19 protein-coding genes are annotated in these 19,216 nt (G+C 66.7%); 8 read left to right on the top strand and 11 right to left on the bottom strand.

All coding sequences use genetic code 11. The features are described from left to right. Nucleotides 1-323: 323 nt before the first annotated feature. Nucleotides 324-1,760: a glycosyltransferase family 39 protein gene (locus Y704_RS0104165; protein WP_026549173.1), complete on the top strand. Its 1,437-nt coding sequence runs from the start codon at nucleotides 324-326 to the stop codon at nucleotides 1,758-1,760. A gap of 4 nt (nucleotides 1,761-1,764) precedes the next feature. Here the strand turns inward: Y704_RS0104165 and Y704_RS23890 are convergent, their stop codons facing one another. The 4 genes from Y704_RS23890 to Y704_RS0104145 all read right to left on the bottom strand — a co-directional run bounded on the left by Y704_RS23890 (nucleotide 1,765) and on the right by Y704_RS0104145 (nucleotide 4,333). After that, nucleotides 1,765-1,938 carry a hypothetical protein gene (locus Y704_RS23890; RefSeq protein ID WP_155850207.1) on the bottom strand — a complete coding sequence of 58 codons (174 nt, stop codon included), beginning with the start codon at nucleotides 1,936-1,938 and terminating at the stop codon, nucleotides 1,765-1,767. A 574-nt stretch (nucleotides 1,939-2,512) separates the two neighbouring features. Then, the gene (locus tag Y704_RS0104155; protein ID WP_026549172.1) at nucleotides 2,513-3,445 is read right to left on the bottom strand and encodes an NAD-dependent protein deacetylase; all 933 of its coding nucleotides are present in this window, start codon (nucleotides 3,443-3,445) and stop codon (nucleotides 2,513-2,515) included. Beyond that, nucleotides 3,442-3,912, bottom strand: coding sequence for a redoxin domain-containing protein (locus Y704_RS0104150; RefSeq protein WP_026549171.1), 471 nt, complete (start codon nucleotides 3,910-3,912; stop codon nucleotides 3,442-3,444). The genes Y704_RS0104155 and Y704_RS0104150 overlap by 4 nt, the downstream gene beginning before the upstream one ends. Nucleotide 3,913: 1 nt before the next feature. After that, nucleotides 3,914-4,333, bottom strand: coding sequence for a DUF3052 domain-containing protein (locus Y704_RS0104145; protein WP_026549170.1), 420 nt, complete (start codon nucleotides 4,331-4,333; stop codon nucleotides 3,914-3,916). Between the two features lie 367 nt (nucleotides 4,334-4,700). On the opposite strand from Y704_RS0104145, the gene aceE reads away from it, so the two are divergent. From aceE to Y704_RS0104115, 6 genes are all read left to right on the top strand, one after another. Beyond that, on the top strand, nucleotides 4,701-7,436 hold the full coding sequence (gene aceE / locus Y704_RS0104140; RefSeq protein WP_173401120.1) for a pyruvate dehydrogenase (acetyl-transferring), homodimeric type: 2,736 nt from the start codon (nucleotides 4,701-4,703) through the stop codon (nucleotides 7,434-7,436). Between the two features lie 127 nt (nucleotides 7,437-7,563). After that, complete coding sequence (locus Y704_RS0104135) at nucleotides 7,564-8,826, top strand: PucR family transcriptional regulator (protein ID WP_026549168.1); 1,263 nt, start codon at nucleotides 7,564-7,566, stop codon at nucleotides 8,824-8,826. A gap of 78 nt (nucleotides 8,827-8,904) precedes the next feature. Continuing rightward, nucleotides 8,905-9,870 (top strand): ACP S-malonyltransferase, encoded by a 966-nt coding sequence (locus Y704_RS0104130; RefSeq protein WP_026549167.1) that lies wholly within the window; start codon nucleotides 8,905-8,907, stop codon nucleotides 9,868-9,870. Continuing rightward, the gene (locus tag Y704_RS0104125) at nucleotides 9,867-10,925 is read left to right on the top strand and encodes a beta-ketoacyl-ACP synthase III (RefSeq protein ID WP_026549166.1); all 1,059 of its coding nucleotides are present in this window, start codon (nucleotides 9,867-9,869) and stop codon (nucleotides 10,923-10,925) included. The genes Y704_RS0104130 and Y704_RS0104125 overlap by 4 nt, the downstream gene beginning before the upstream one ends. 79 nt (nucleotides 10,926-11,004) lie before the next feature. Beyond that, complete coding sequence (locus Y704_RS0104120) at nucleotides 11,005-11,250, top strand: acyl carrier protein (RefSeq protein ID WP_026549165.1); 246 nt, start codon at nucleotides 11,005-11,007, stop codon at nucleotides 11,248-11,250. A 126-nt stretch (nucleotides 11,251-11,376) separates the two neighbouring features. Continuing rightward, on the top strand, nucleotides 11,377-12,612 hold the full coding sequence (locus tag Y704_RS0104115) for a beta-ketoacyl-[acyl-carrier-protein] synthase family protein (RefSeq protein ID WP_026549164.1): 1,236 nt from the start codon (nucleotides 11,377-11,379) through the stop codon (nucleotides 12,610-12,612). 154 nt (nucleotides 12,613-12,766) lie between these two features. Here the strand turns inward: Y704_RS0104115 and Y704_RS0104110 are convergent, their stop codons facing one another. The 6 genes from Y704_RS0104110 to Y704_RS0104085 form a co-directional block, all read right to left on the bottom strand. After that, nucleotides 12,767-13,270: a DUF3145 domain-containing protein gene (locus Y704_RS0104110; protein WP_026549163.1), complete on the bottom strand. Its 504-nt coding sequence runs from the start codon at nucleotides 13,268-13,270 to the stop codon at nucleotides 12,767-12,769. 211 nt (nucleotides 13,271-13,481) lie between these two features. Beyond that, nucleotides 13,482-14,447, bottom strand: coding sequence for a tyrosine recombinase XerC (locus Y704_RS0104105; RefSeq protein ID WP_081747392.1), 966 nt, complete (start codon nucleotides 14,445-14,447; stop codon nucleotides 13,482-13,484). Between the two features lie 50 nt (nucleotides 14,448-14,497). Continuing rightward, nucleotides 14,498-15,112 (bottom strand): methylated-DNA--[protein]-cysteine S-methyltransferase, encoded by a 615-nt coding sequence (locus tag Y704_RS18875; protein ID WP_081747391.1) that lies wholly within the window; start codon nucleotides 15,110-15,112, stop codon nucleotides 14,498-14,500. 36 nt (nucleotides 15,113-15,148) lie between these two features. Continuing rightward, entirely contained in the window at nucleotides 15,149-16,333 is a 1,185-nt protein-coding gene (dprA, locus tag Y704_RS0104095) for a DNA-processing protein DprA (RefSeq protein ID WP_026549161.1), read from the bottom strand. Next, nucleotides 16,330-17,871, bottom strand: coding sequence for a YifB family Mg chelatase-like AAA ATPase (locus Y704_RS0104090; protein WP_026549160.1), 1,542 nt, complete (start codon nucleotides 17,869-17,871; stop codon nucleotides 16,330-16,332). Before Y704_RS0104090 ends, dprA begins: the two co-directional genes overlap by 4 nt. Beyond that, nucleotides 17,871-18,236 carry a YraN family protein gene (locus tag Y704_RS0104085; RefSeq protein ID WP_173401119.1) on the bottom strand — a complete coding sequence of 122 codons (366 nt, stop codon included), beginning with the start codon at nucleotides 18,234-18,236 and terminating at the stop codon, nucleotides 17,871-17,873. The genes Y704_RS0104090 and Y704_RS0104085 overlap by 1 nt, the downstream gene beginning before the upstream one ends. Before the next feature lie 195 nt (nucleotides 18,237-18,431). On the opposite strand from Y704_RS0104085, the gene Y704_RS0104080 reads away from it, so the two are divergent. Further along, a complete protein-coding gene (locus tag Y704_RS0104080; protein ID WP_026549158.1) occupies nucleotides 18,432-18,701 on the top strand; it encodes a hypothetical protein in 270 nt (89 codons plus the stop codon). A gap of 108 nt (nucleotides 18,702-18,809) precedes the next feature. Here Y704_RS0104080 and Y704_RS18870 read toward each other — a convergent pair. Next, on the bottom strand, nucleotides 18,810-19,216 hold a 407-nt coding region (locus Y704_RS18870; RefSeq protein ID WP_155850205.1), incomplete at its 5' end, for a transposase.

Raw genomic sequence — 19,216 nt, 5'->3', positions numbered from 1 at the left:
GGGCCACAGGCCGGCGGGCCATCACGAGGACCGACTATACCCGACCCCTCCCGACATTCGCCAATCGACGGGACCGACCGCACGAGCGATCGGCGGGACCGCTCGGCAGGTCCGAATCGCGACAGGGACGACGATGCGCGGTCAACGGGGCTGCCGGCTGCTGAAGGCCGTGAGCCATGACAGGCACAGCAGCATTCCCGTGAATATTGCGCCCGGAAGAACGCCTAACGGCGTGCGCCTCGGTTAGTGTTACAAATGTGACTTATGTTATATTAGAGTCCCAGGCGACTGGAGGGGCTGATGTTGCCCCGCGCCTATCCCCGGTGGCGTTGATCGCCAGCCTTCTGGGATTCCTCCAACTGGTGATCGGATGCGCCTGGTCCGCGCGGTCGACCTTCTGGGGCGACGAGGCCGCAACCCTGACTGCGACGAACCGGACACTTCCGGAGCTGGCCGAGCTCATCTGGCAGGTTGATGCAGTACATAGCGCGTACTACGTCCTTCAGGGCGCCTACATGTCCTTCGTTGGGACCTCCCCTTTTCCCGCCCGGCTGACATCAGCGGTCGTTGTCGCCCTCACCGTTGCAGGGATCGTTGTCCTTGGTTCTCGGCTCGTGAGTACGAGGGCGGGAGCCTTCGCAGGGCTGGTCGCCATCGTCCTGCCCGGACTCGCCTGGACCAGCACTGAGCTGAGGTCCTTTTCCTTCACCGCATTCCTCGCAGTGGCAACCGTCCTGCTCCTGGACTCCGCCACCCGGAACGGCGGTGCCGCTCGCTGGTTTGCCTACTCCGTCACGCTCGCCGCGTCCATCTGGATGTTCGTGTTCGCCGCCCTGATCATCCTTCCGTGCTGCGTGCTGATCTGGTCGAGAAGATCCCTGCACGCCGGCCTATGGTCGACAGCCGCGGCAGTTGCAGCATCGGCGCCGATCATCGCGCTCGCGGCGACCCAGACCGGCCAGGTCGCGTGGATCGACCAGAGCCCGGCCGAGTTGGCCGGCGGAGTCCTCGTCGGACAGTACTTCTTCGGACAACGCTCGCACTCGGTGGATGCGGGCGGGCTTGCGATTTTCGCCTGGGCCCTGGGTCTGCTCACCGTGCTCCTTCTCGCGGGGTTCACGCGCCGGTGCCGACGGCGGGGATGGAGCCCCGAGATCCTGCTGGCCGTGGCCTGGGTGCTCCTCCCGACGGCGGTGATTGTTGCGGTGACGGTCCTGGGTAAGCCCCTCTATCAGGAGCGGTACCTCACCTTCACGATCCCCGGCTTCTGCATCCTTCTCGGTGCGGCACTCGCGGCCATGCCCTTGCGCGCAGGCCTGACGGCCGCTGCAGCATTCTGTCTCCTGGCAATGCCCATTCTTCTTGTCCAGAAATCCGAGGACTTCAAGCCCGACAACTACCTCGCGGTGGCCCGCTTCGTCGACGCACAGAAAGGACCAGCCGCCACCGCCGTCTACTCGGATATCCGAACCCGCGGGATCGCGCTCTCGTACCCGGAGCGCTTCGCAGGCGTGGAGGATGTGCTCCTCGACAGGACGGCCCAGGAAAGCGCCACCTTCTGGGGGACGAATGTTCCCGCCGAGGACCTTGCGGTCGCCGGGCTGTCCGGACGGACGGCCTTCGTCCTCACCCTCACTGAGTACCCGGAGGCTGCCCAATGGCGCGACGACCCCTATGCCACCCGACTGCTGGGGGCAGGCTGCAGACCCGGACTGAAACTTGTCCTCGAGAGCGTCAATGCCTATAGCTTCGAGTGCTGAACGTCTACCCCCGGAAGGATGCCAACATCGCCTGGACCTGGAGATACTCGTCGGAGTCGGTATATCCGATCGCCTCCTGCATCGTCGCAACGTCCCTGTGGGCAGTGAAGATGACCGTGCGGACGGTGCGGGCGTTCGACGCGGCCACACCGGACTCGACGCTGCCAAAGCTGTACATGAGGCGCGGCAGCATTTCCGGCGTACCGCCCACGTGGACGGAAGATCGAACTCGAACGCGGTGTGGACGGCGGTCCCCGCGTAGGTCGTGAGATTCGCGGCCGGCTCCTCGGTGGCGGAAACAACCGACGGCACCGGGACAGGCGGTGGCGGTGCGGGGTCCGACGTCGGTAATGCCGCCGGACCCACCGGCGTCCCCGCCGGCGCCCCCACCGGCGTCCCCGCCGGCGCCCCCACCGGCGCAGAAGACGTTGCGGCCGTTCGGGTCGGCTCCGGGAATTGCGGTGTGTGGGTCGCTCCGACCGATGCCCCCGCCGTCATCCGCTCGTCCGACGCCTGCTGCGCCGGATCCTGCCCGCAGGCCGACAATCCCACCACGACAAGCAGCGCAAGCAACGCGCGTTTTTCTCCCACAGTTTCCCCGGTCGTCCGACCTGCCCGGCACCTCCCGTCGAAGTGCTGACCGTCACGCTACGGCCATGCAGGGCCGTTCGACCGCGCTGTGACCGATCTGCAATGCGCCCCACGTGGCAGCGGCTCTCCCCCGGGGTTCCGCGTCGACGTCGCGGCAGACCTCAGAGGTCCGGCAGCCGCTCCGCGAGATACGTCAATGCTTCCGACACGCCGGCGTCGATCAGCAAGGTCGCGAACTCGTCGCCCCGGGTGCTACCCCGGTTGATGATGACCACGGGCTTCTGCCCCTTGTAGGCGTGCCGGACAAACCGGAGCCCGCTCATGACAGTGAGCGACGAACCCGCCACGAGGAGCGCGCCGGCGTCATCGACCATACGGTAGGCCTCGGCCACCCGATCCCGCGGCACGTTCTCCCCGAAGTAGACGAAATCCGGCTTGAGCATCCCACCGCAGGCGGGGCACGGCGCCATCACGAAACCGGCGGTGTCGTCGACGTCGGCATCGGCATCCGGAGCGAGGTCGCCGGCATCCGACTCGCGCTCGAGATAGCCGGGGTTCAGGTCCTCGAGGATCGCCGCGATGGCTTCGCGCGGGAAGGTGCAGGCGCACTGGAGGCAGACCACGCGATCGAAAGTGCCGTGCAGGTCGATGATCTCCACGCTTCCCGCGGACGAATGGAGCCTGTCGACGTTCTGGGTGATCACACCCGAGAGCAGTCCGCGCCGTTCCAGACGCACGACGGCGGCATGCCCGGCGTTGGGGTCCGCCCGGCGCAGGTGCCGCCAGCCCACGTGGTTGCGCGCCCAGTACCGGCGTCGCAGGTTCTCATCCCCGACGAACTGCTGGTAGGTCATCGGATTGCGGGGCGTCGAGGTGGGGCCGCGGTAGTCGGGAATGCCCGAATCGGTGCTCAGGCCCGCGCCGGTCAGCACGGCGAGCTTCAGCCCGCCGAGGACGGCCACCGCAGCATCGAGAAGTTCGACCTCCCGGGCCTTCAGGGCCTCGAGCCCGCCGGACGGTTCGGCGCTCACGAATCCGGTGAGCCCGAGGCGCGGGTTGTCCTGCGGTGGGAGCGCTTCGGCGTTCCCTGTCATGCCGGCGCCATCGCCTCGAGCGACCTGGCGTAGTCGGCCATCCGTCGGCCTTCACCGGGCGGAGACTGGACCACCGAGGCGACTGTGCCGGCCGACGTGATGAAGAAGGTGGAGCGGCCTGCATGGCCGGTCTGCTCGTCGAAGACGTTGAATGTGCGGGCCGCGGCCCCGTGGGGCCAGAAGTCGGACAACAGCGTGAACCGCAGTCCCTGGGCGTCGGCCCAGGCGCGCAGGGCGTAGCGGTGATCCGTCGAGACTGCAAGAATCCGGACATCGTACGAGAGGAACAGCGCCGCCTGGGCCTGCAGCGCGGCCATCTCCATCGAACAGACCCGAGAAAAGGCGAAGGGGAAAAAGACCAGGGCGAATCCGTGCCCGGCCAACCCCTCGGACGTGACGGACTCACCGAACTGATTCGTCAGGCGGAATTGGGGCGCAGGCTCACCCGGAAGAGGGAGCCCTGCCACGCTACTGCTTCCGGCGGCTGACGAGTCGAGTGGCCAGCCACTCCCGGGAAACCCCGGCGGTCGACGTCGAGTGCAGCCCGGCGGTCGGGGCGGCCTCCTGCACGTCGGCCGGCGGAACATAGCCGTCGCGCCCGTGCTTCGGCGTCAGGAGCCAGACCACTCCGCCTTCACCGAGGGAGATGAGCGAGTCGACCAGCGCATCGACGAGGTCGCCGTCGGCGTTCCGCCACCACATGACGACGCCGTCGACAACCTCCTGGTCGTCCTCGGTGAGGAGGTCCGATCCAAGGTCTGCTTCGAGGTGGTCACGGAAATCGAAGTCGACATCCTCGTCATAGCCGAGTTCCTGGACAAGATCCCCCGCCTTGAATCCCAACTTGCCCGCCACATTCACTGCAGTGGCGGCTTCGGCCTCACTCACTTGGTTCCTCCTGAGAACACCGGGGACGTCGGTCGACGTGCTCCCTGGGTAGTCGTGCATTATTACCAGCCAACACCTTTATACGCCACGCATCAAGCCAGCACGACCACAGCAGCGCCACCCGGCCCCCCTTGCGCCCCGAATACGGGGCGGCACGCCCTCGGCGTAATCTCTCCCGGCGCCCGGTCCCGGCTACGCATGATCGCCGCGGCGGAGATAGAGTGAATCGGTAGATGGCCGCGGTGGCACCACCGCACGGCGTCGCACGCACCAATTTTCGGACGCACCGCTCCGAAGCAAAAAGTCATAGGCGTCGCAGACATAATCTGTGCAAGTGGAGAGGTTTCGCGTGGCTGCAGAAGAAGGTATGGCGGATATTCTGAGTGGTTTGACCGCGGGCAAGCCCGATGGTGACCCTGAGGAGACGGCCGAATGGATCGAATCCCTTGACCAGCTGATCCGCACACAGGGAACTGAGCGCGCGCAGTACATCATGCGTTCCCTGCTGCAGCGGGCCGGCGCACAGTCCGTCGGTGTGCCGATGGTGACCACCACGGATTATGTGAACACGATCCCCGCGGATCAGGAACCTGAGTTTCCCGGGGATGAGGAGATCGAGCGCAAGTACCGTGCGTGGATGCGATGGAATGCCGCAGTGATGGTGCACCGTGCGCAGCGCTCGGAGATCGGCGTCGGTGGCCATATCTCCACCTACGCCGGTGCCGCGACCCTGTACGAGGTCGGCTACAACCATTTCTTCCGCGGCAAGGACCACCCGGGCGGCGGCGACCACGTGTTCTTCCAGGGCCACGCCTCGCCCGGCATGTATGCCCGCGCGTTTCTCGAGGGCCGGCTGAGTGAGGATGACCTCAACGGCTTCCGGCAGGAGAAGTCCAAGGAGGGCAACGCGCTGTCGTCCTACCCGCACCCGCGGCTGATGCCGGAATTCTGGGAGTTCCCCACGGTGTCCATGGGTCTCGGGCCGATGAACGCGATCTACCAGGCGCAGTCGAACAGGTACCTCGCCAACCGCGGGATGAAGGATACCTCCGACCAGCAGGTCTGGGCTTTTCTCGGCGACGGTGAGATGGACGAGCCCGAATCGCGCGGCCTGCTCCAGCTCGCCGCCAACGAAAGCCTCGACAACCTGAACTTCGTGATCAACTGCAACCTGCAGCGCCTCGACGGACCGGTGCGCGGCAACGGCAAGATCATGCAGGAGCTCGAGGCGTTCTTCCGCGGCGCGGGCTGGAACGTCATCAAGGTGGTCTGGGGCCGGGAGTGGGATGCCCTGCTCGAAAAGGATTCCGATGGCGCGTTGGTGGACATCATGAACCAGACCCCCGACGGCGATTACCAGACGTACAAGGCCGAATCCGGCGGGTTCGTGCGTGACCACTTCTTCGGCAAGTCTCCGGAGACCAAGGCCATGGTGGAGGACCTGTCCGACGCAGAGATCTGGAAGCTCAAGCGCGGCGGCCACGATTACCGCAAGGTTTTCGCGGCGTACAAGGCCGCCACCGAGTTCAAGGGCAAGCCGACGGTCATCCTCGCCAAGACCGTGAAGGGCTACGGTCTGGGACCGCACTTCGAGGGCCGCAACGCCACGCACCAGATGAAGAAGCTGACCCTGGAGGACCTGAAGGCTTTCCGTGACCACCTTCGGATACCGGTCACGGATGAGCAGATCGACAACGACCTGTACAACCCGCCGTACTACCACCCGGGCATGGATGCACCGGAGATCAAGTACCTCATGGCGCGACGCCGGGAACTGGGCGGTTTCGTCCCCGAACGGCGCACCAAGCACACCGACATCGTCCTGCCCGGCGACAAGGCCTACGAGGTTGCCAAGCGCGGCTCGGGCAAGCAGCAGGCTGCCACCACCATGGCGTTCGTGCGGGTGCTGAAGGAACTGATGCGCGACAAGGAGTTCGGCCAGCGGGTGGTGCCGATCATTCCCGACGAGGCGCGCACCTTCGGTATGGACTCCTTCTTCCCGACGGCGAAGATCTACAACCCCAAGGGGCAGAACTATCTGTCGGTGGACCGTGACCTGGTGCTCGCCTACAAGGAGTCGATCAGCGGGCAGATCCTGCACGCCGGCATCAACGAGGCCGGTTCCATGGCGGCGTTCACCGCCGCGGGCACCTCCTACGCCACGCACGGCGAACCGCTCATCCCGATCTACGTTTTCTACTCGATGTTCGGGTTCCAGCGCACCGGCGATTCCATCTGGGCCGCGGCGGACCAGATGACCCGCGGCTTCATCATCGGGGCCACTGCCGGGCGAACCACGCTGACCGGCGAGGGGCTCCAGCATGCCGACGGGCACTCGCCGATCCTGGCGTCCACGAACCCGGCGGTCATCACCTACGACCCCGCGTTCGGCTATGAAATCGGGCATATCATGCGCGACGGGCTGCGCCGGATGTACGGCGAGAACCCCGGGGCCTCCGAATCCTCCCGGAACGTCATGTACTACATCACCGTCTACAACGAGCCGTTCATCCAGCCCCCGGAACCTGAAGGACTCGATGTCGAGGGCCTGCTCAAGGGCATCCACCTCGTGGCTCCGGCCAAGGTCGACGGGCCCCGCACCCAGCTGCTCGCCTCCGGCGTCGCTGTTCCGTGGGCGATCGATGCCCAGCGGATCCTCGCGGAGGACTGGGGCGTTTCGGCCGATGTGTGGTCCGTGACGTCCTGGAACGAACTGCGCCGCGACGGTCTGGCCGCCGAGGAGGAAGCCTTCCTCAACCCCGAGGCCGAACCGCGCAAGCCCTTTCTCACCCAGCAGCTCGAGGGCGCCACCGGCCCCATCGTGGCGGTCAGCGACTTCATGAAGGCCGTCCCCGACCAGGTCCGTCAGTTCCTGCCGAACGAGTTCGCGACCCTGGGCGCCGACGGCTTCGGCTTCTCGGACACCCGCGCCGCGGCCCGCCGTTACTTCAAGATCGACAGCCACTCCATCGTGGTCCGTGCCCTGGAGATGCTCGCCCGGCGCGGCGAGGTCGACACGCAGGCACCCCGTGAAGCCATCGAGAAGTACTCGCTGCACGACGTCAACGCCGGTACCACCGGCAACACCGGAGGCGAGAGCTGACAAAGGTACCCTCCAGCGCATAGGGGGACGACGACGGCGGGTGGGGCCTTTGGGCCCTGCCCGCCGTCGTCGTTTTGTAGCCATCGGACAAATGGAGGTCTGTCGTCGAAAAACGTATGCTCGAATGATGCCGTCGCCAGAAGCACCCTCCAGCATCCCGCGGAACGGTAGCCGGAACAATGGGCAGGCTCCGCCGGATCCCGACACCGTGGACAAGCTGCGCTCGAAGATCGGAGCGCTGTCGACAGCCACGCTCAAACAGCTCGACGCCGATCTGCCCTGGTATCGCGGGCTCCGCCCGGATGAGCGCTCAGCGCTGGGCCTAGTGGCCCAGAAAGGGATCGCGTCGTTCGTCAGCTGGTACCAGCGACCCGTCTCCCCCGCCTGGGTCCTCAGTGACGTGTTCGGCACGGCACCCACGGAACTCACGCGGTCCATCAGCCTCCAGAAAGCGCTGCAACTGATCCGTGTGGTGGTTCAGGTGGTCGAGGACCAGGTGCCCTTCCTGGCTCCGGCCGCCGATCAGGGGCCGCTGCGCGAAGCGGTCCTCCGCTACTCGCGGGAAGTCGCCTTCGCGGCCGCCGACGTCTATGCGCGGGCAGCGGAGACCCGTGGCTCCTGGGACACCCGACTTGAAGCCCTCGTCGTCGATGCCATCCTGCGCGGCGAAAGCTCGGACGCCCTGCGGTCCCGGATCGCTGCGGTCGGCTGGAAGTCGAAGGCGCGCATCACCGTCATGGTGGGAAGCTCCCCCACGGAGCCGAACGCCGCTTTCCTCAATGAACTGCGCCGCATCACGGGCAGGCTCGCCGAGGACACGCTCGTCGGAATTCAGGGCGAGCGGCTCATCCTGGTGCTAGGCGGCGTCCGGGAGCCCGATTCCTCGTACCGCAGGATCAGCGAACTGTTCGGTCCCGGTCCGGTGGTGTACGGACCCGAGGCAGAGTCGCTGGTCGCAGCGAGCAGTTCGGCTCAGGCGGCGTTCGCAGGCCTGACCGCGGCCGCCGCCTGGCCCGGCGCACCGCGACCGGTCCCGGCCGAGGACCTGTGGCCCGAGCGCGTGTTCGCCGGAGATGACACGGCCCGGAAAGCTCTCGTCCATTCGATCTACCGCCCGCTGCAGAACGCCTCGAACGGGCTGGAGGAAACACTCTCTGCCTACCTCACGCTCGGGCATTCGCTCGAGGCGACCTCACGCGAACTCTTCGTGCATGCCAATACGGTCCGGTACCGGCTGCGGAGGGTCTGCGACATAACCGGATGGGATCCGTTGCTCCCCCGTGAGGCCTATGTGCTCCACACCGCGCTCGTCGTGGGACGGCTCTACCACCCGGTCAAGCCCCCTGCGGAGCGCCTTCCTCCACGGTCGGCCGACAGCCGTGCCTTGTAGACTTCCTACAACGCGCCAGGAACAGCTTCGTGTGGCCGACCACCCGGAAAAGCAACCCTCCTTTGGAAAGCTGGAAACGTGCTTGCAATCGCCTGCCCCGGCCAGGGGTCCCAGACGCCAGGATTCCTCCGCCCCTGGCTCGAACTGCCCGGAGTGGCCGGTCACCTCGCGGCCCTCAGCGAGCAGGCGGGCGTCGACCTCGTCCGGCACGGGACCGTCTCGGACGAGGAGACCATCAAGGACACCGCCGTGGCACAGCCGCTCATTGTTGCTGCAGGGCTCGTGGCGGGGCGCGTTCTCCTCGAGGAACGCCCCTTGACCGCCGGAACCGTGGTCGCAGGACATTCGGTGGGCGAGCTCACCGCCACAGCGATATCGGGGGCCCTCAGCGAGGCCGACGCCATCGCGTTCGTGCGGGTGCGTGCGACCGCCATGGGCGCTGCGGCCGCTGCCGTGCCTACCGGTATGAGCGCGGTGCTCGGCGGCGACCCGGACGACGTCGCCCGGATCCTCGCCGGGTTCGGGCTCACTGCCGCGAATGCCAACGGCGGCGGGCAGGTTGTGGCCGCAGGTACCCTTCCGCAATTGTCAGCCCTGTCCGCTGCACCTCCCGCCAAGGCACGGGTCATCCCGCTCAAGGTGGCGGGTGCGTTCCACACGGACCATATGTCACCCGCAGTGATGGCACTCGAGACTCTCCGACCGACGCTCACACCGTCGATACCGGCGGGCACGCTGCTTTCCAATTTCGACGGGCTTCCGGTCAGCACCGGCGAGGCGAACCTCGACAGCCTGATCGCCCAGGTCTCGCGCCCCGTTCGCTGGGACCTCTGCATGCAGTCGATGCAGTCGATGGGCGTATCCGGCCTGATCGAGCTCACGCCGGCCGGAACCCTGACCGGGCTGGCCAAACGCGGAATGCGGGGGACGGCCGCCTTGGCCGTAAAATCTCCAGAGGACCTCGAGGCTGCACGCGCGTTCATTTCCGAGCACTCGCGCACCCCGGACCTGGATCCAGACCTCACCCCAGAAGGACTTTCGTGAGCACTCCCGCCATCAAGCAGGCAACCCTCCGCGAACACACGCGGATCCACGGGCTCGGCATCTACCGCCCCAGCGTCGTCGTCACCAACGACGACGTGTGCCAATGGATCGACTCCTCCGATGAATGGATCCGCCAGCGGACCGGCATCGTCACCCGCCACCGTGCGCCCCGGGACGTGAGCGTGGTCGACATGGCCGAGGCCGCCGCACGCGAAGCGCTGGCGGACGCCGGCGTCGAGCCCTCGCAGCTCGGAGCGGTCCTCGTGTCCACCGTCACACACCCGCTTGCAACGCCGTCGGCGGCGGCCCAGGTCGCCGACCGCCTGGGCGCGACGCCCGCACCCGCCTATGACATCTCGGCGGCCTGCGCCGGATACTGCTACGGGATAGCGCAGGCTGACGCCCTGGTCCATGCGGGCAGCGCGGACTACGTCCTCGTGGTGGGGGTCGAGAAGCTTTCGGACTTCATCGACAACGGCGACCGCACCATTTCCTTCATCCTCGGCGACGGTGCCGGCGCAGTCGTCATCGGCCCCTCTGAATCCGCAGGCATCGGCCCCTCGGTGTGGGGTTCGGACGGCAGCAAGCACGAAGCGATCCGCATGAGCCACTCCCTCCTTGACATCCGCGACTACTCCCTCGCCGCCGCCGCCGGCGGGAACGCCCCGGCAGAAGCCGCCGAAGCACGGGCCGCGCTGTGGCCCACGATGCGCCAGGACGGCCAGACGGTCTTCCGCTGGGCCGTCTGGGAAATGGCGAAGGTTGCCCAGCAGGCGCTCGACGCCGCAGGAATCACCTCCGACGACCTCGTCGCTTTTGTGCCGCATCAGGCAAACATCCGTATCATCGATGAGATGGTGAAGCAGCTGAAACTGCCTGAACACGTGCAGGTGGCACGCGACATCGTGGACGCCGGCAACACGTCGGCGGCGTCCATTCCGCTCGCCATGCACCGTCTGCTCAAGGAACAGCCGTCCCTGAAGGGCGGACTTGCGCTGCAGATCGGTTTCGGTGCCGGACTGGTGTTCGGCGCGCAGGTCGTTGTTCTCCCCTAGATTTCCGAACCCAAACCGCGACAGCGCGGTTTGACCAACCACGCCGGGAAATGCCGGCATCAACAGAAAAGGAGCCACCATGGCTAGCAACGAAGAGATCCTGGCCGGACTGGCCGAAATCGTCAACGAGGAAACGGGCCTCGCACCCGAGTCGGTGGAAATGGACAAGTCCTTCACCGACGACCTCGATATCGACTCCATCTCCATGATGACCATCGTGGTCAACGCGGAGGAGAAGTTCGGCGTGCGTATCCCCGACGAGGAAGTCAAGAACCTCAAGACCGTGGGCGACGCCGTGAACTTCATCGCCGGCGCGCAGTCCTAGCTTCCTCGGTTCCGCTCCCTGTGGGAGTCCGGCGGCCGCCTCCGGCATCAGCTCGCCGGGCGGCCGCCTTTTCACCACGTGCCCCGGTTCTTCCGGGCCGCAGCCTAGCTTTGAAAGAGTGACAGAATGCCACGCAAAGTAGTCATCACCGGCCTTGGAGCGACCACGCCGATCGGTGGGGACGTACCCACCATGTGGGCGAATTCGCTCAAGGGAGTCTCGGGCGCACGGACCATCGAGGCGGACTGGGTGCAGAAGTACGAACTCCCTGTGACCTTCGCCGCGCAGGCGACGACGCCGGCCAGCGAGGTGCTGTCCCGCGTCGAGGCCAAGCGCATGGACCCTTCGACCCAGTTCGCAGTCATCGCGTCCCGCGAGGCGTGGCGCGACTCGGGCATCGAGGACATCGACCATGACCGACTTGCCGTCGCCTTCGCCACGGGTATCGGCGGCGTCTGGACGCTCCTCGACGCATGGGACACTCTTCAGGCGAAAGGCCCGCGCCGCGTCCTGCCGATGACCGTCCCGATGCTTATGCCGAATGGCCCGGCAGCGGCGGTAAGCCTCGACCTCGGCGCGCGTGCCGGCGCACACACACCGGTCTCCGCCTGCGCCTCGGGGACCGAGGCGCTGCACCTCGGCCTGGATCTCATCCGTTCCGGCAAGGCCGACGTCGTCATGTGCGGCGGCGCTGAAGCGGCCATCCATCCCATGCCGATCGCCGCCTTCGCCTCCATGCAGGCACTGTCGCGGCGCAACGACGAGCCCGAACTGGCGTCGCGTCCCTACGACATCGCACGGAACGGCTTTGTGATGGGTGAGGGAGCCGGGGCGCTCGTCATCGAAGCCGAGGAGCATGCCCTCGCCCGCGGTGCCCGCATCTACGGCGAGCTCGCCGGTACCTCCGTCACCGCTGACGCCTACCACATCACCGCACCCGATCCCGGGGGCCTCGGGGCGACGCGGGCGCTGAAGGCGGCGCTGTTCGATGCGCGGGTACAGGCCTCCGACGTGGTGCACGTCAACGCCCATGCCACCTCCACCCCGGTGGGCGACAAACCGGAGTACGTGGCATTGAAGGCCGCTCTCGGTTCCCACCTCGACAGTGTTGCGGTATCGGCCACCAAGTCGCAGACAGGTCACCTGCTGGGTGCATCGGGGGCGGTTGAAGCCGTCATGACGGTTCTCGCCGTCTACGAGCGCACGGTGCCCGTCACCATCAACCTCGACAACCAGGACCCGGAGATCCCCCTCGACGTGGTGACCTCCGAGCGCACACTGCCCTCAGGTGACATCGTGGCGATCAGCAATTCCTTCGGTTTCGGCGGCCACAACGCCGTCATCGCTGTGAAGAACGTCTAGGACCGGGCCGCGCGTCCCGGCCGGGTCAGGCGTTCCCGGTACCTGGAGCGCCTGCCGGCCGCCGCGCGCCGTGGATGGGCGCGCGGCGCTCCGCAGCTTCCCCACGCGGCAGCTTACTTCGATCGCGCGGACCTTGCGGGTTGGACCGGGTGGTTCAACCGACCTGGTGCAGCCAGCGCACCGGAGCTCCCTCGGCGGCATGCCGGAACGGTTCGAGTTCTTCGTCCCAAGATTCGCCCAGTGCAAGGGACAGTTCGTGGTAGACAGCGGCCGGGTTGCCTGCTCCCGCCTCGTAGGCGTAACGGATGCGGTCCTCCGAGACCATGATGTTGCCGTGGACGTCGGTGGTGGCATGGAATATCCCGAGTTCGGGCGTGTGCGACCAGCGTCCGCCGTCAGCTCCGGCGCTCTGCTCCTCGGTCACCTCGTACCGGAGGTGCGCCCACCCGCGCAGTGCGGACGCCAACTGGGCGCCCGACCCCTGGGCGCCTACCCAGGAGAGCTCGGCACGGAACATTCCGGGCGCGGCAGGTTGAGGGGTCCACTCCAGGTCTGTGCGCTCGTCGAGCACCGAGCCGATCGCCCACTCGACATGAGGGCACAGCGCAGAAGGGGCTGAGTGCACGTATAAGACACCGCGCGCCATCACAACAGACATTCCATCCTCCATAGCTGTAGGTACGTCTTCCCCAACGACCTTCAAGGTGATGAAAAACTGCGGATCTGCTGGTGCTTCCCGGCCACTGCCCACGAGTGCTGCTGCAGGTTGTGAACTAGGGAACATTCTGCCGCACTCGGCCTGATTGCGCCACCGGTACCACTTGCTTTTTTTCTGCGGAGCAAGTAGTCCTACTCAAAAGGGCGGAGGGTCAGGCTCGCGGGTGGGCCTGCTGGTAGCTGCGGCGGAGCCGGTCCACCGATACGTGAGTGTACAGCTGCGTGGTGGCGAGGCTGGAATGGCCGAGTATTTCCTGGACAGCCCGGAGATCGGCACCGCCGTCCAGCAAGTGCGTGGCAGCGCTGTGTCGAAGGGCGTGCGGCCCGGACGCCGCTGTGTCGCCAAGCGCCGCGAGGAGTTTCCGGACTCCCGCACGGACGGTCCGCTGGTCGATCCTGCCGCCGCGCCGGCCCAGGAATACGGCCGGTCCGCTCGCGGAGGTCACAAACGCGGGCCTGCCACGGCGAAGCCAGTCGTCGAGCGCATGGGCCGCGGGTACTCCGAAGGGAACCGTTCGTTCCTTGTCGCCCTTGCCGAGAACCCTGAGGGTGCGGCGCTCCGTGTCGAGGTCGTCGATGTCCAGCCCCACCAACTCCCCGACCCGTACACCGGTGCCGTACAGCATCTCCACCATGGCTTTCAACTGGAGGGCGGCTGCATCCCCTGCGACGGCTGCTTCCGTCAGGAAGGCGAAGACCGTCTCCAGTTGCCCGCTGCCTACCACGTGCGGCAGGGTCTTCTCCCGTTTCGGAGCGCGTAGCCGCAGGGAAGGATTCGCGCCGATCAGCTCTTCCCGGACGGCCCACTCCATGAAGGTCCGTGCGGTGGCCGCCCGCCGGGCGATGGTGGACCTGGCAAGCCCTGAGGCATCGAGCGCTCCGAGCCAGGCCCGAAAGTGGCGGAGCTCCAACGCGTCGAGCCGGTGGATGCCCTGTCCCTGGACAAAGGCGAAGAGGAGCTCCAGATCAGTCAGGTAAGCCCGCACGGTGTGGGAGGAGCGGTTCCGCTCCGCTGTCAGGTGAAGCCGGTATTGCTCCAGCGCCTCATCGAAGTCCGAGGTCCGGCCAGCGCGGCGACGGCCGTCAGTCGAATCCGGTACCTCGGCTTGTTCGGCCATGGTGATCCTTTCATACTGATCCGTCCTCCTACTGTGCACCCTCGCGTGGTTCAGGCAAAGGCGGCACACCGGTCAGGGCCCGCGTGGTCCGAATCTGCGTCGCTGGAAGCAGGGCAGCAGTGGTGGCCGGCACAGCCGACGATGCGGGTCCGGTTCCCTCCGGTGTTCCGGCCTGCTTCGAGATCCAGGAGGAACTGCTTCACTTCGATACCAGCGGCATACCCAGTCACGGCTCCGCCAGCGGCGACCACCCGGTGCCCCGGAATGACCATCGAGAGCGGATTGGCCCGGATTGCAGCACCGATGGCCCGGCCCATCGCGGGGTTTCCCAGTTCACTCGCAAGGTCCCTATAACTGCGTGTCTCGCCGTAGGGAATCTCCCTGACGATCTCCCATACCCTCAACTGGAAGGCGGTGCCGATGATTATCAGGGGGACGTCGAAAGTCTTCCTGTTCCCCCCGAAGTACTGGCCCAACTGGACGTGCGCCTGCTCGACGGCTGACCGGACGGGCAACTCCCCTCCCCCGGGACCGAAGCGTGTACCAAGCTTTGCCGGGGAAGGCTCGGGACTATGACAGGCGTGGTAGACACCTACCAGTGCGGCGTCCTCCTCGACGAGGATGAGGCCCCCGATGGGGCTGGGTACGGCGTAGGGGTACTTCACGGTTGTCGACCTCCCTGATGGGTTGGATAGAGTGCTTCAGTTCTTCTGACGGCGCCAGCCGTCGGTGGTGCGCGCGGCCAGGCCTGCAATTTCGAGACGGGAGAGCCCTGCCATAACCTCACGGGTGCTCAGCCCCGCGACGGACGCCAATTTCTCGATGGTCGAAACGGCCCGCACCGGGAGGGCGTCAAGGAGCAGGATGTCCGGAACGCTGAGCCCGTCATGATCCAGGGCGGCCACCACCGGCTCGGTGCCCTGCTCGGAGCCGATCGGCCCCGCAAGCTCTGCAATTTCAGCTGCGTCAGTGACACATACGGCGCTGCCGTCCCGTAGCAAGCGATGGCAACCGGCGGAATTGGCGGAGTGCACCGACCCGGGCACAGCTCCGACCGCCCGCCCCAGGCCGGCTGCATGATGCGCCGTGTTGAGCGCACCCGATCGCCAGCGCGCCTCCACCACCACCGTCACGGAGCTGAGGGCTGCGATCAGCCGGTTGCGCTGGAGGAACCGCCACCTGGTGGGTGATGAGCCGGGTGGAACTTCGGAGACCAGGAACCCCCGCCCGGCGATTGCACGCAACATCTCCTCGTTTCCCGCGGGATAGTAGCGGTCTACGCCGCACGCCATCACCGCCATCGTGGGTAGGGCTCCGACACCGCCGACCGCGAGCGCGGCACGGTGCGCCCGGGCATCGATGCCGTATGCACCGCCCGAGACGATGGTGAAACCGCGCCCCACCAGGCCGGCAGCAAGATCTCCGGTGACTGCGTTTCCATAGCTCGTGCTGTCCCTCGATCCGACGAGGGCCACCACCCGATGTCCACCGGGAATGTCTCCGGGTCCGCGGACCCAGAGGCAGAGGGGCGCAGCGAGCTGCAGGTCATCCAGGGCTGCAGGCCAGTCCGGGGACTCCGGCACGATGAGCCTGCCGCCCAACCGATTCAGAGTTGCGAGGTCGCGCTCCGGGGCGAGGTCCTTCCGCCTCGGCGCCCACCGCTCGAGGGCTTCAGCCAGGACACTGCGCGGACCGGATTCCATGCCCAGGCATTCCATCACCTCGTGCTGGAGCTGCACACCTGCTGGGAGCGACCCTGTAGCGATACGTAGCGCATCCACCGGACCTACGGTTACTGCGAGAGCCAGTCCTACAGCGTCCGACGGCTCGACCAGGCGGGACAACGCCGCCCGGGACAGGAGGATCTCCGCTGGAACGTCACTCATGCGGCACGCTCCTGCAGTCGGAGGCTGAGGGCCATGCCGACGTCGTCGGCGTCCGGCTGGGAATGCCCCTGCAGATCGGCAACGGTCCACGCAACGCGCAGGGTGCGGTCCCAGCCACGTGCGCTGACCAGATTCCGGTCAAGCGCCCGATCCAGGCTTCCGGTGACACTCCTGGGCAGGCGGAGTTCCTCGCGCAGGATTTTTCCCTGGACATCGGAGTTGGTCGAGTATCCCCAGGGAGCGAGGCGTACGGCCTGCGCCTGCCGCGCTCGTGCCACCCGAAGCGCTACGGCAGTTGTGCTTTCAGCTGCCGCCCCGCCGACATAGTCGTGCAACGCCACGCGCTGGACGGCGAGTTGAAGGTCCACACGGTCGAGGAGCGGTCCGGACAGCCGGCTGAAGTAGCGTCGCCGCTGCTGGGCAGTGCACGTGCAGTCAATTCCCTTGCCGTTGGCAAGGCCGCAGGGACACGGGTTGAGCGCGAGGATCAGTTGGAAGCGAGCCGGATATGAAGCGGTCCCGGCCGAGCGGTGCAGCACAAGCGTTCCGCTTTCGAGCGGTTCGCGCAGCGCCTCGAGGACCCGCCTCTCGTATTCCGGCGCCTCATCGAGGAACAGGACGCCGCGGTGTGCACGGGACGCCGCCCCGGGACGCGGGATGCCGCTGCCCCCGCCGATGATCGCCGCAGCCGTCGCCGTGTGGTGCGGGCTCTCGAAAGGAGGCCTCCTCCGCAGCTCGGAGCAGGAGCGCTCGCTGCCTAGGGAGTGGATCGCCGTCACCTCCATCGCGTGCTCATCGGTGAGGTCCGGAAGGATCCCCGGCAACCGCTCCGCCAGCATCGTCTTTCCTGCGCCCGGTGGCCCGACCATCATGAGGTGGTGAGCACCGGCCGCCGCCACTTCAACAGCGAACCGCGCCTCCGCCTGACCTGCGATGTCAGCCATGTCGCGAACAAATCTTGGGACCGGCCCGGGTTCAAGCGGCTCCGCGCACGCCGTGTCCCCGGGAGGCGGGAGCTGCACCTTCGATGCATCAGCGCCGAAAGCCAGGGCCACCTCAGCAAGGGAGGAAAAGCCCCGAATCTCGGCATTCGGCACCAGCGCCGCTTCCGCGCGGTTGCCTTCTGCCACCATCACTCGGGGGTGGCCTGCCCGGACTGCGGCCATGACCGCCGGCAGGACACCGCGGACGGGACGCAACTGCCCGTCGAGTCCCAGTTCGGCGAGGAAGACAGTCGCCGCACAGCCCCGCACATCCCCTGCGGCTGCCCATGCGGCCATGACGATCGCGAGGTCGAATCCGGAGCCGCGTTTCGGAAGGGACGCCGGGATCAGATTGACCGTGATCTTCCGCCGGCTGAGCGGCACTCCCGCGTTTCGTGCCGCAGCCCGAATGCGATCCTTGGCCTCATTCAGGGACGCGTCAGGCAGCCCCAAAAGTACGAAGGCGGGAAGTGTCTGGCCGATGTCGGCTTCGACCTCGACGATATGCCCGTTCAGTCCCACGAGGGACACTGAATAGGTGCGCCCGAGCGCCATCAGATCACGGCCCGCAGGTGGTCGATCTTCGGATGGCCGGTGCCGTCGTCGAGCACCGACACCGCGTCAACCCGGAACCCGGTGAACCGGGAATGATGGGCCCGCGCCCACTTCGACGCGAGCAGGTACAGCCGCTCCAGCTTGCCTGCCGTGATGGCCTCCAATGGATGGCCGAAATCCTCAGAACTCCGCGTCTTGACCTCCACGATCACCAGCGTCGTTCCGTCGACCGCCACCAGATCGATCTCGCCCGAACTGCACCGCCAGTTTCGATCCACGATCCGCAGCCCGGCCCGCTCCAGGAATTCCGCAGCGGTCGCTTCACCGCGCCGCCCCAACTGGTCCTTCGCCAACATGTGCACCACCTCCGTGCCCAGCTTGGGCGCAGGAGGACCGGCGGCGGCGCGAGGACCACGCTATGTGGGCAAGTCGGACGCGGAGCCGTTTGTGGAGGAGCAGTCCGGTTCGCCCGGATGCCCGGTACTGGTTGAGCATCCGGCCGGCGACGGCAACAATGAAGGAACACGACTGACCATGATCCGATTCGATGGGGGCTTTCCATGGCTTCGAATGACGATTTTCTTCCCGGCGGAAGTGACGCAGACCGCCTCGAGCAGCAGATCCCCGCGGCGGGGGACGACTTCCCCGCCGGGCCGGCACCCGCTGATGGCACGGGGGGATCCGAGGCCGACCGCCTGGAGCAGGCAACGGGCACGGCCGACGACAGCGAGGATGGATTTCCGCACGGGACAGCCGATGACGCAGACCGGGGAGTTCACGACGCCGACGACGGCTTCCTCGACGAGGATGGCGCGTCCCCGGCCGGCTGAGGCGCGTGCTCCGGCGCCGCGTCCTTCGACTGAAGGCACACAGCCGGCTGAGGCCCGTACTTCGGCGCCCAGTCCTTCGGCCGGCGGCGCACAGCCGGTTACCGAAGGCTAGGGCGTGTCTCCTAATTCCTTGAGCCAGATGGTGATGGCGCGGAGAACGACTCCGCCGCGGTAGGTCAGAGCGAGTTTGTCGTACCGGGTCGCTAGTCCGCGCCATTGCTTGAAGGTGTTGAAGGAGCGTTCGACGACGTTGCGGCGTTTATAGGCCTCCGTGTCGAGCCCGACGGGTCTGCCGCCTCTTTGTCCGCGGCGTTTGCGGTTCGCTTCCTGATCGGAGCGCTCCGGAATCACGGCCTGGATGCCGCGTCGGCGCAGCAGTTCACGGTTGGCCCGACTGAAGGCACACAGCCGGCTGAGGCCCGTACTTCGGCGCCCAGTCCTTCGGCCGGCGGCGCACAGCCGGTTACCGAAGGCTAGGGCGTGTCTCCTAATTCCTTGAGCCAGATGGTGATGGC

This window comes from Arthrobacter sp. Br18 (genome assembly GCF_000520555.1).
Classification (GTDB): domain Bacteria; phylum Actinomycetota; class Actinomycetes; order Actinomycetales; family Micrococcaceae; genus Arthrobacter_D.
The sequence above is the reverse complement of the archived record's forward strand: the minus strand, read 5'-3'. Positions and strand labels throughout refer to the sequence as shown.

Coding starts and splice junctions, on each gene's coding strand:
- Y704_RS23890 (WP_155850207.1), bottom strand. CDS start 1,938: ATGTACAGCTTTGGCAGCGTCGAGTCCGGTGTGGCCGCGTCGAACGCC.
- Y704_RS0104155 (WP_026549172.1), bottom strand. CDS start 3,445: ATGACAGGGAACGCCGAAGCGCTCCCACCGCAGGACAACCCGCGCCTC.
- aceE (WP_173401120.1), top strand. CDS start 4,701: ATGGCGGATATTCTGAGTGGTTTGACCGCGGGCAAGCCCGATGGTGAC.
- Y704_RS0104135 (WP_026549168.1), top strand. CDS start 7,564: ATGCCGTCGCCAGAAGCACCCTCCAGCATCCCGCGGAACGGTAGCCGG.
- Y704_RS0104120 (WP_026549165.1), top strand. CDS start 11,005: ATGGCTAGCAACGAAGAGATCCTGGCCGGACTGGCCGAAATCGTCAAC.
- Y704_RS0104115 (WP_026549164.1), top strand. CDS start 11,377: ATGCCACGCAAAGTAGTCATCACCGGCCTTGGAGCGACCACGCCGATC.
- Y704_RS0104110 (WP_026549163.1), bottom strand. CDS start 13,270: ATGTCTGTTGTGATGGCGCGCGGTGTCTTATACGTGCACTCAGCCCCT.
- Y704_RS0104105 (WP_081747392.1), bottom strand. CDS start 14,447: ATGGCCGAACAAGCCGAGGTACCGGATTCGACTGACGGCCGTCGCCGC.
- dprA (WP_026549161.1), bottom strand. CDS start 16,333: ATGAGTGACGTTCCAGCGGAGATCCTCCTGTCCCGGGCGGCGTTGTCC.
- Y704_RS0104090 (WP_026549160.1), bottom strand. CDS start 17,871: ATGGCGCTCGGGCGCACCTATTCAGTGTCCCTCGTGGGACTGAACGGG.
- Y704_RS0104080 (WP_026549158.1), top strand. CDS start 18,432: ATGGCTTCGAATGACGATTTTCTTCCCGGCGGAAGTGACGCAGACCGC.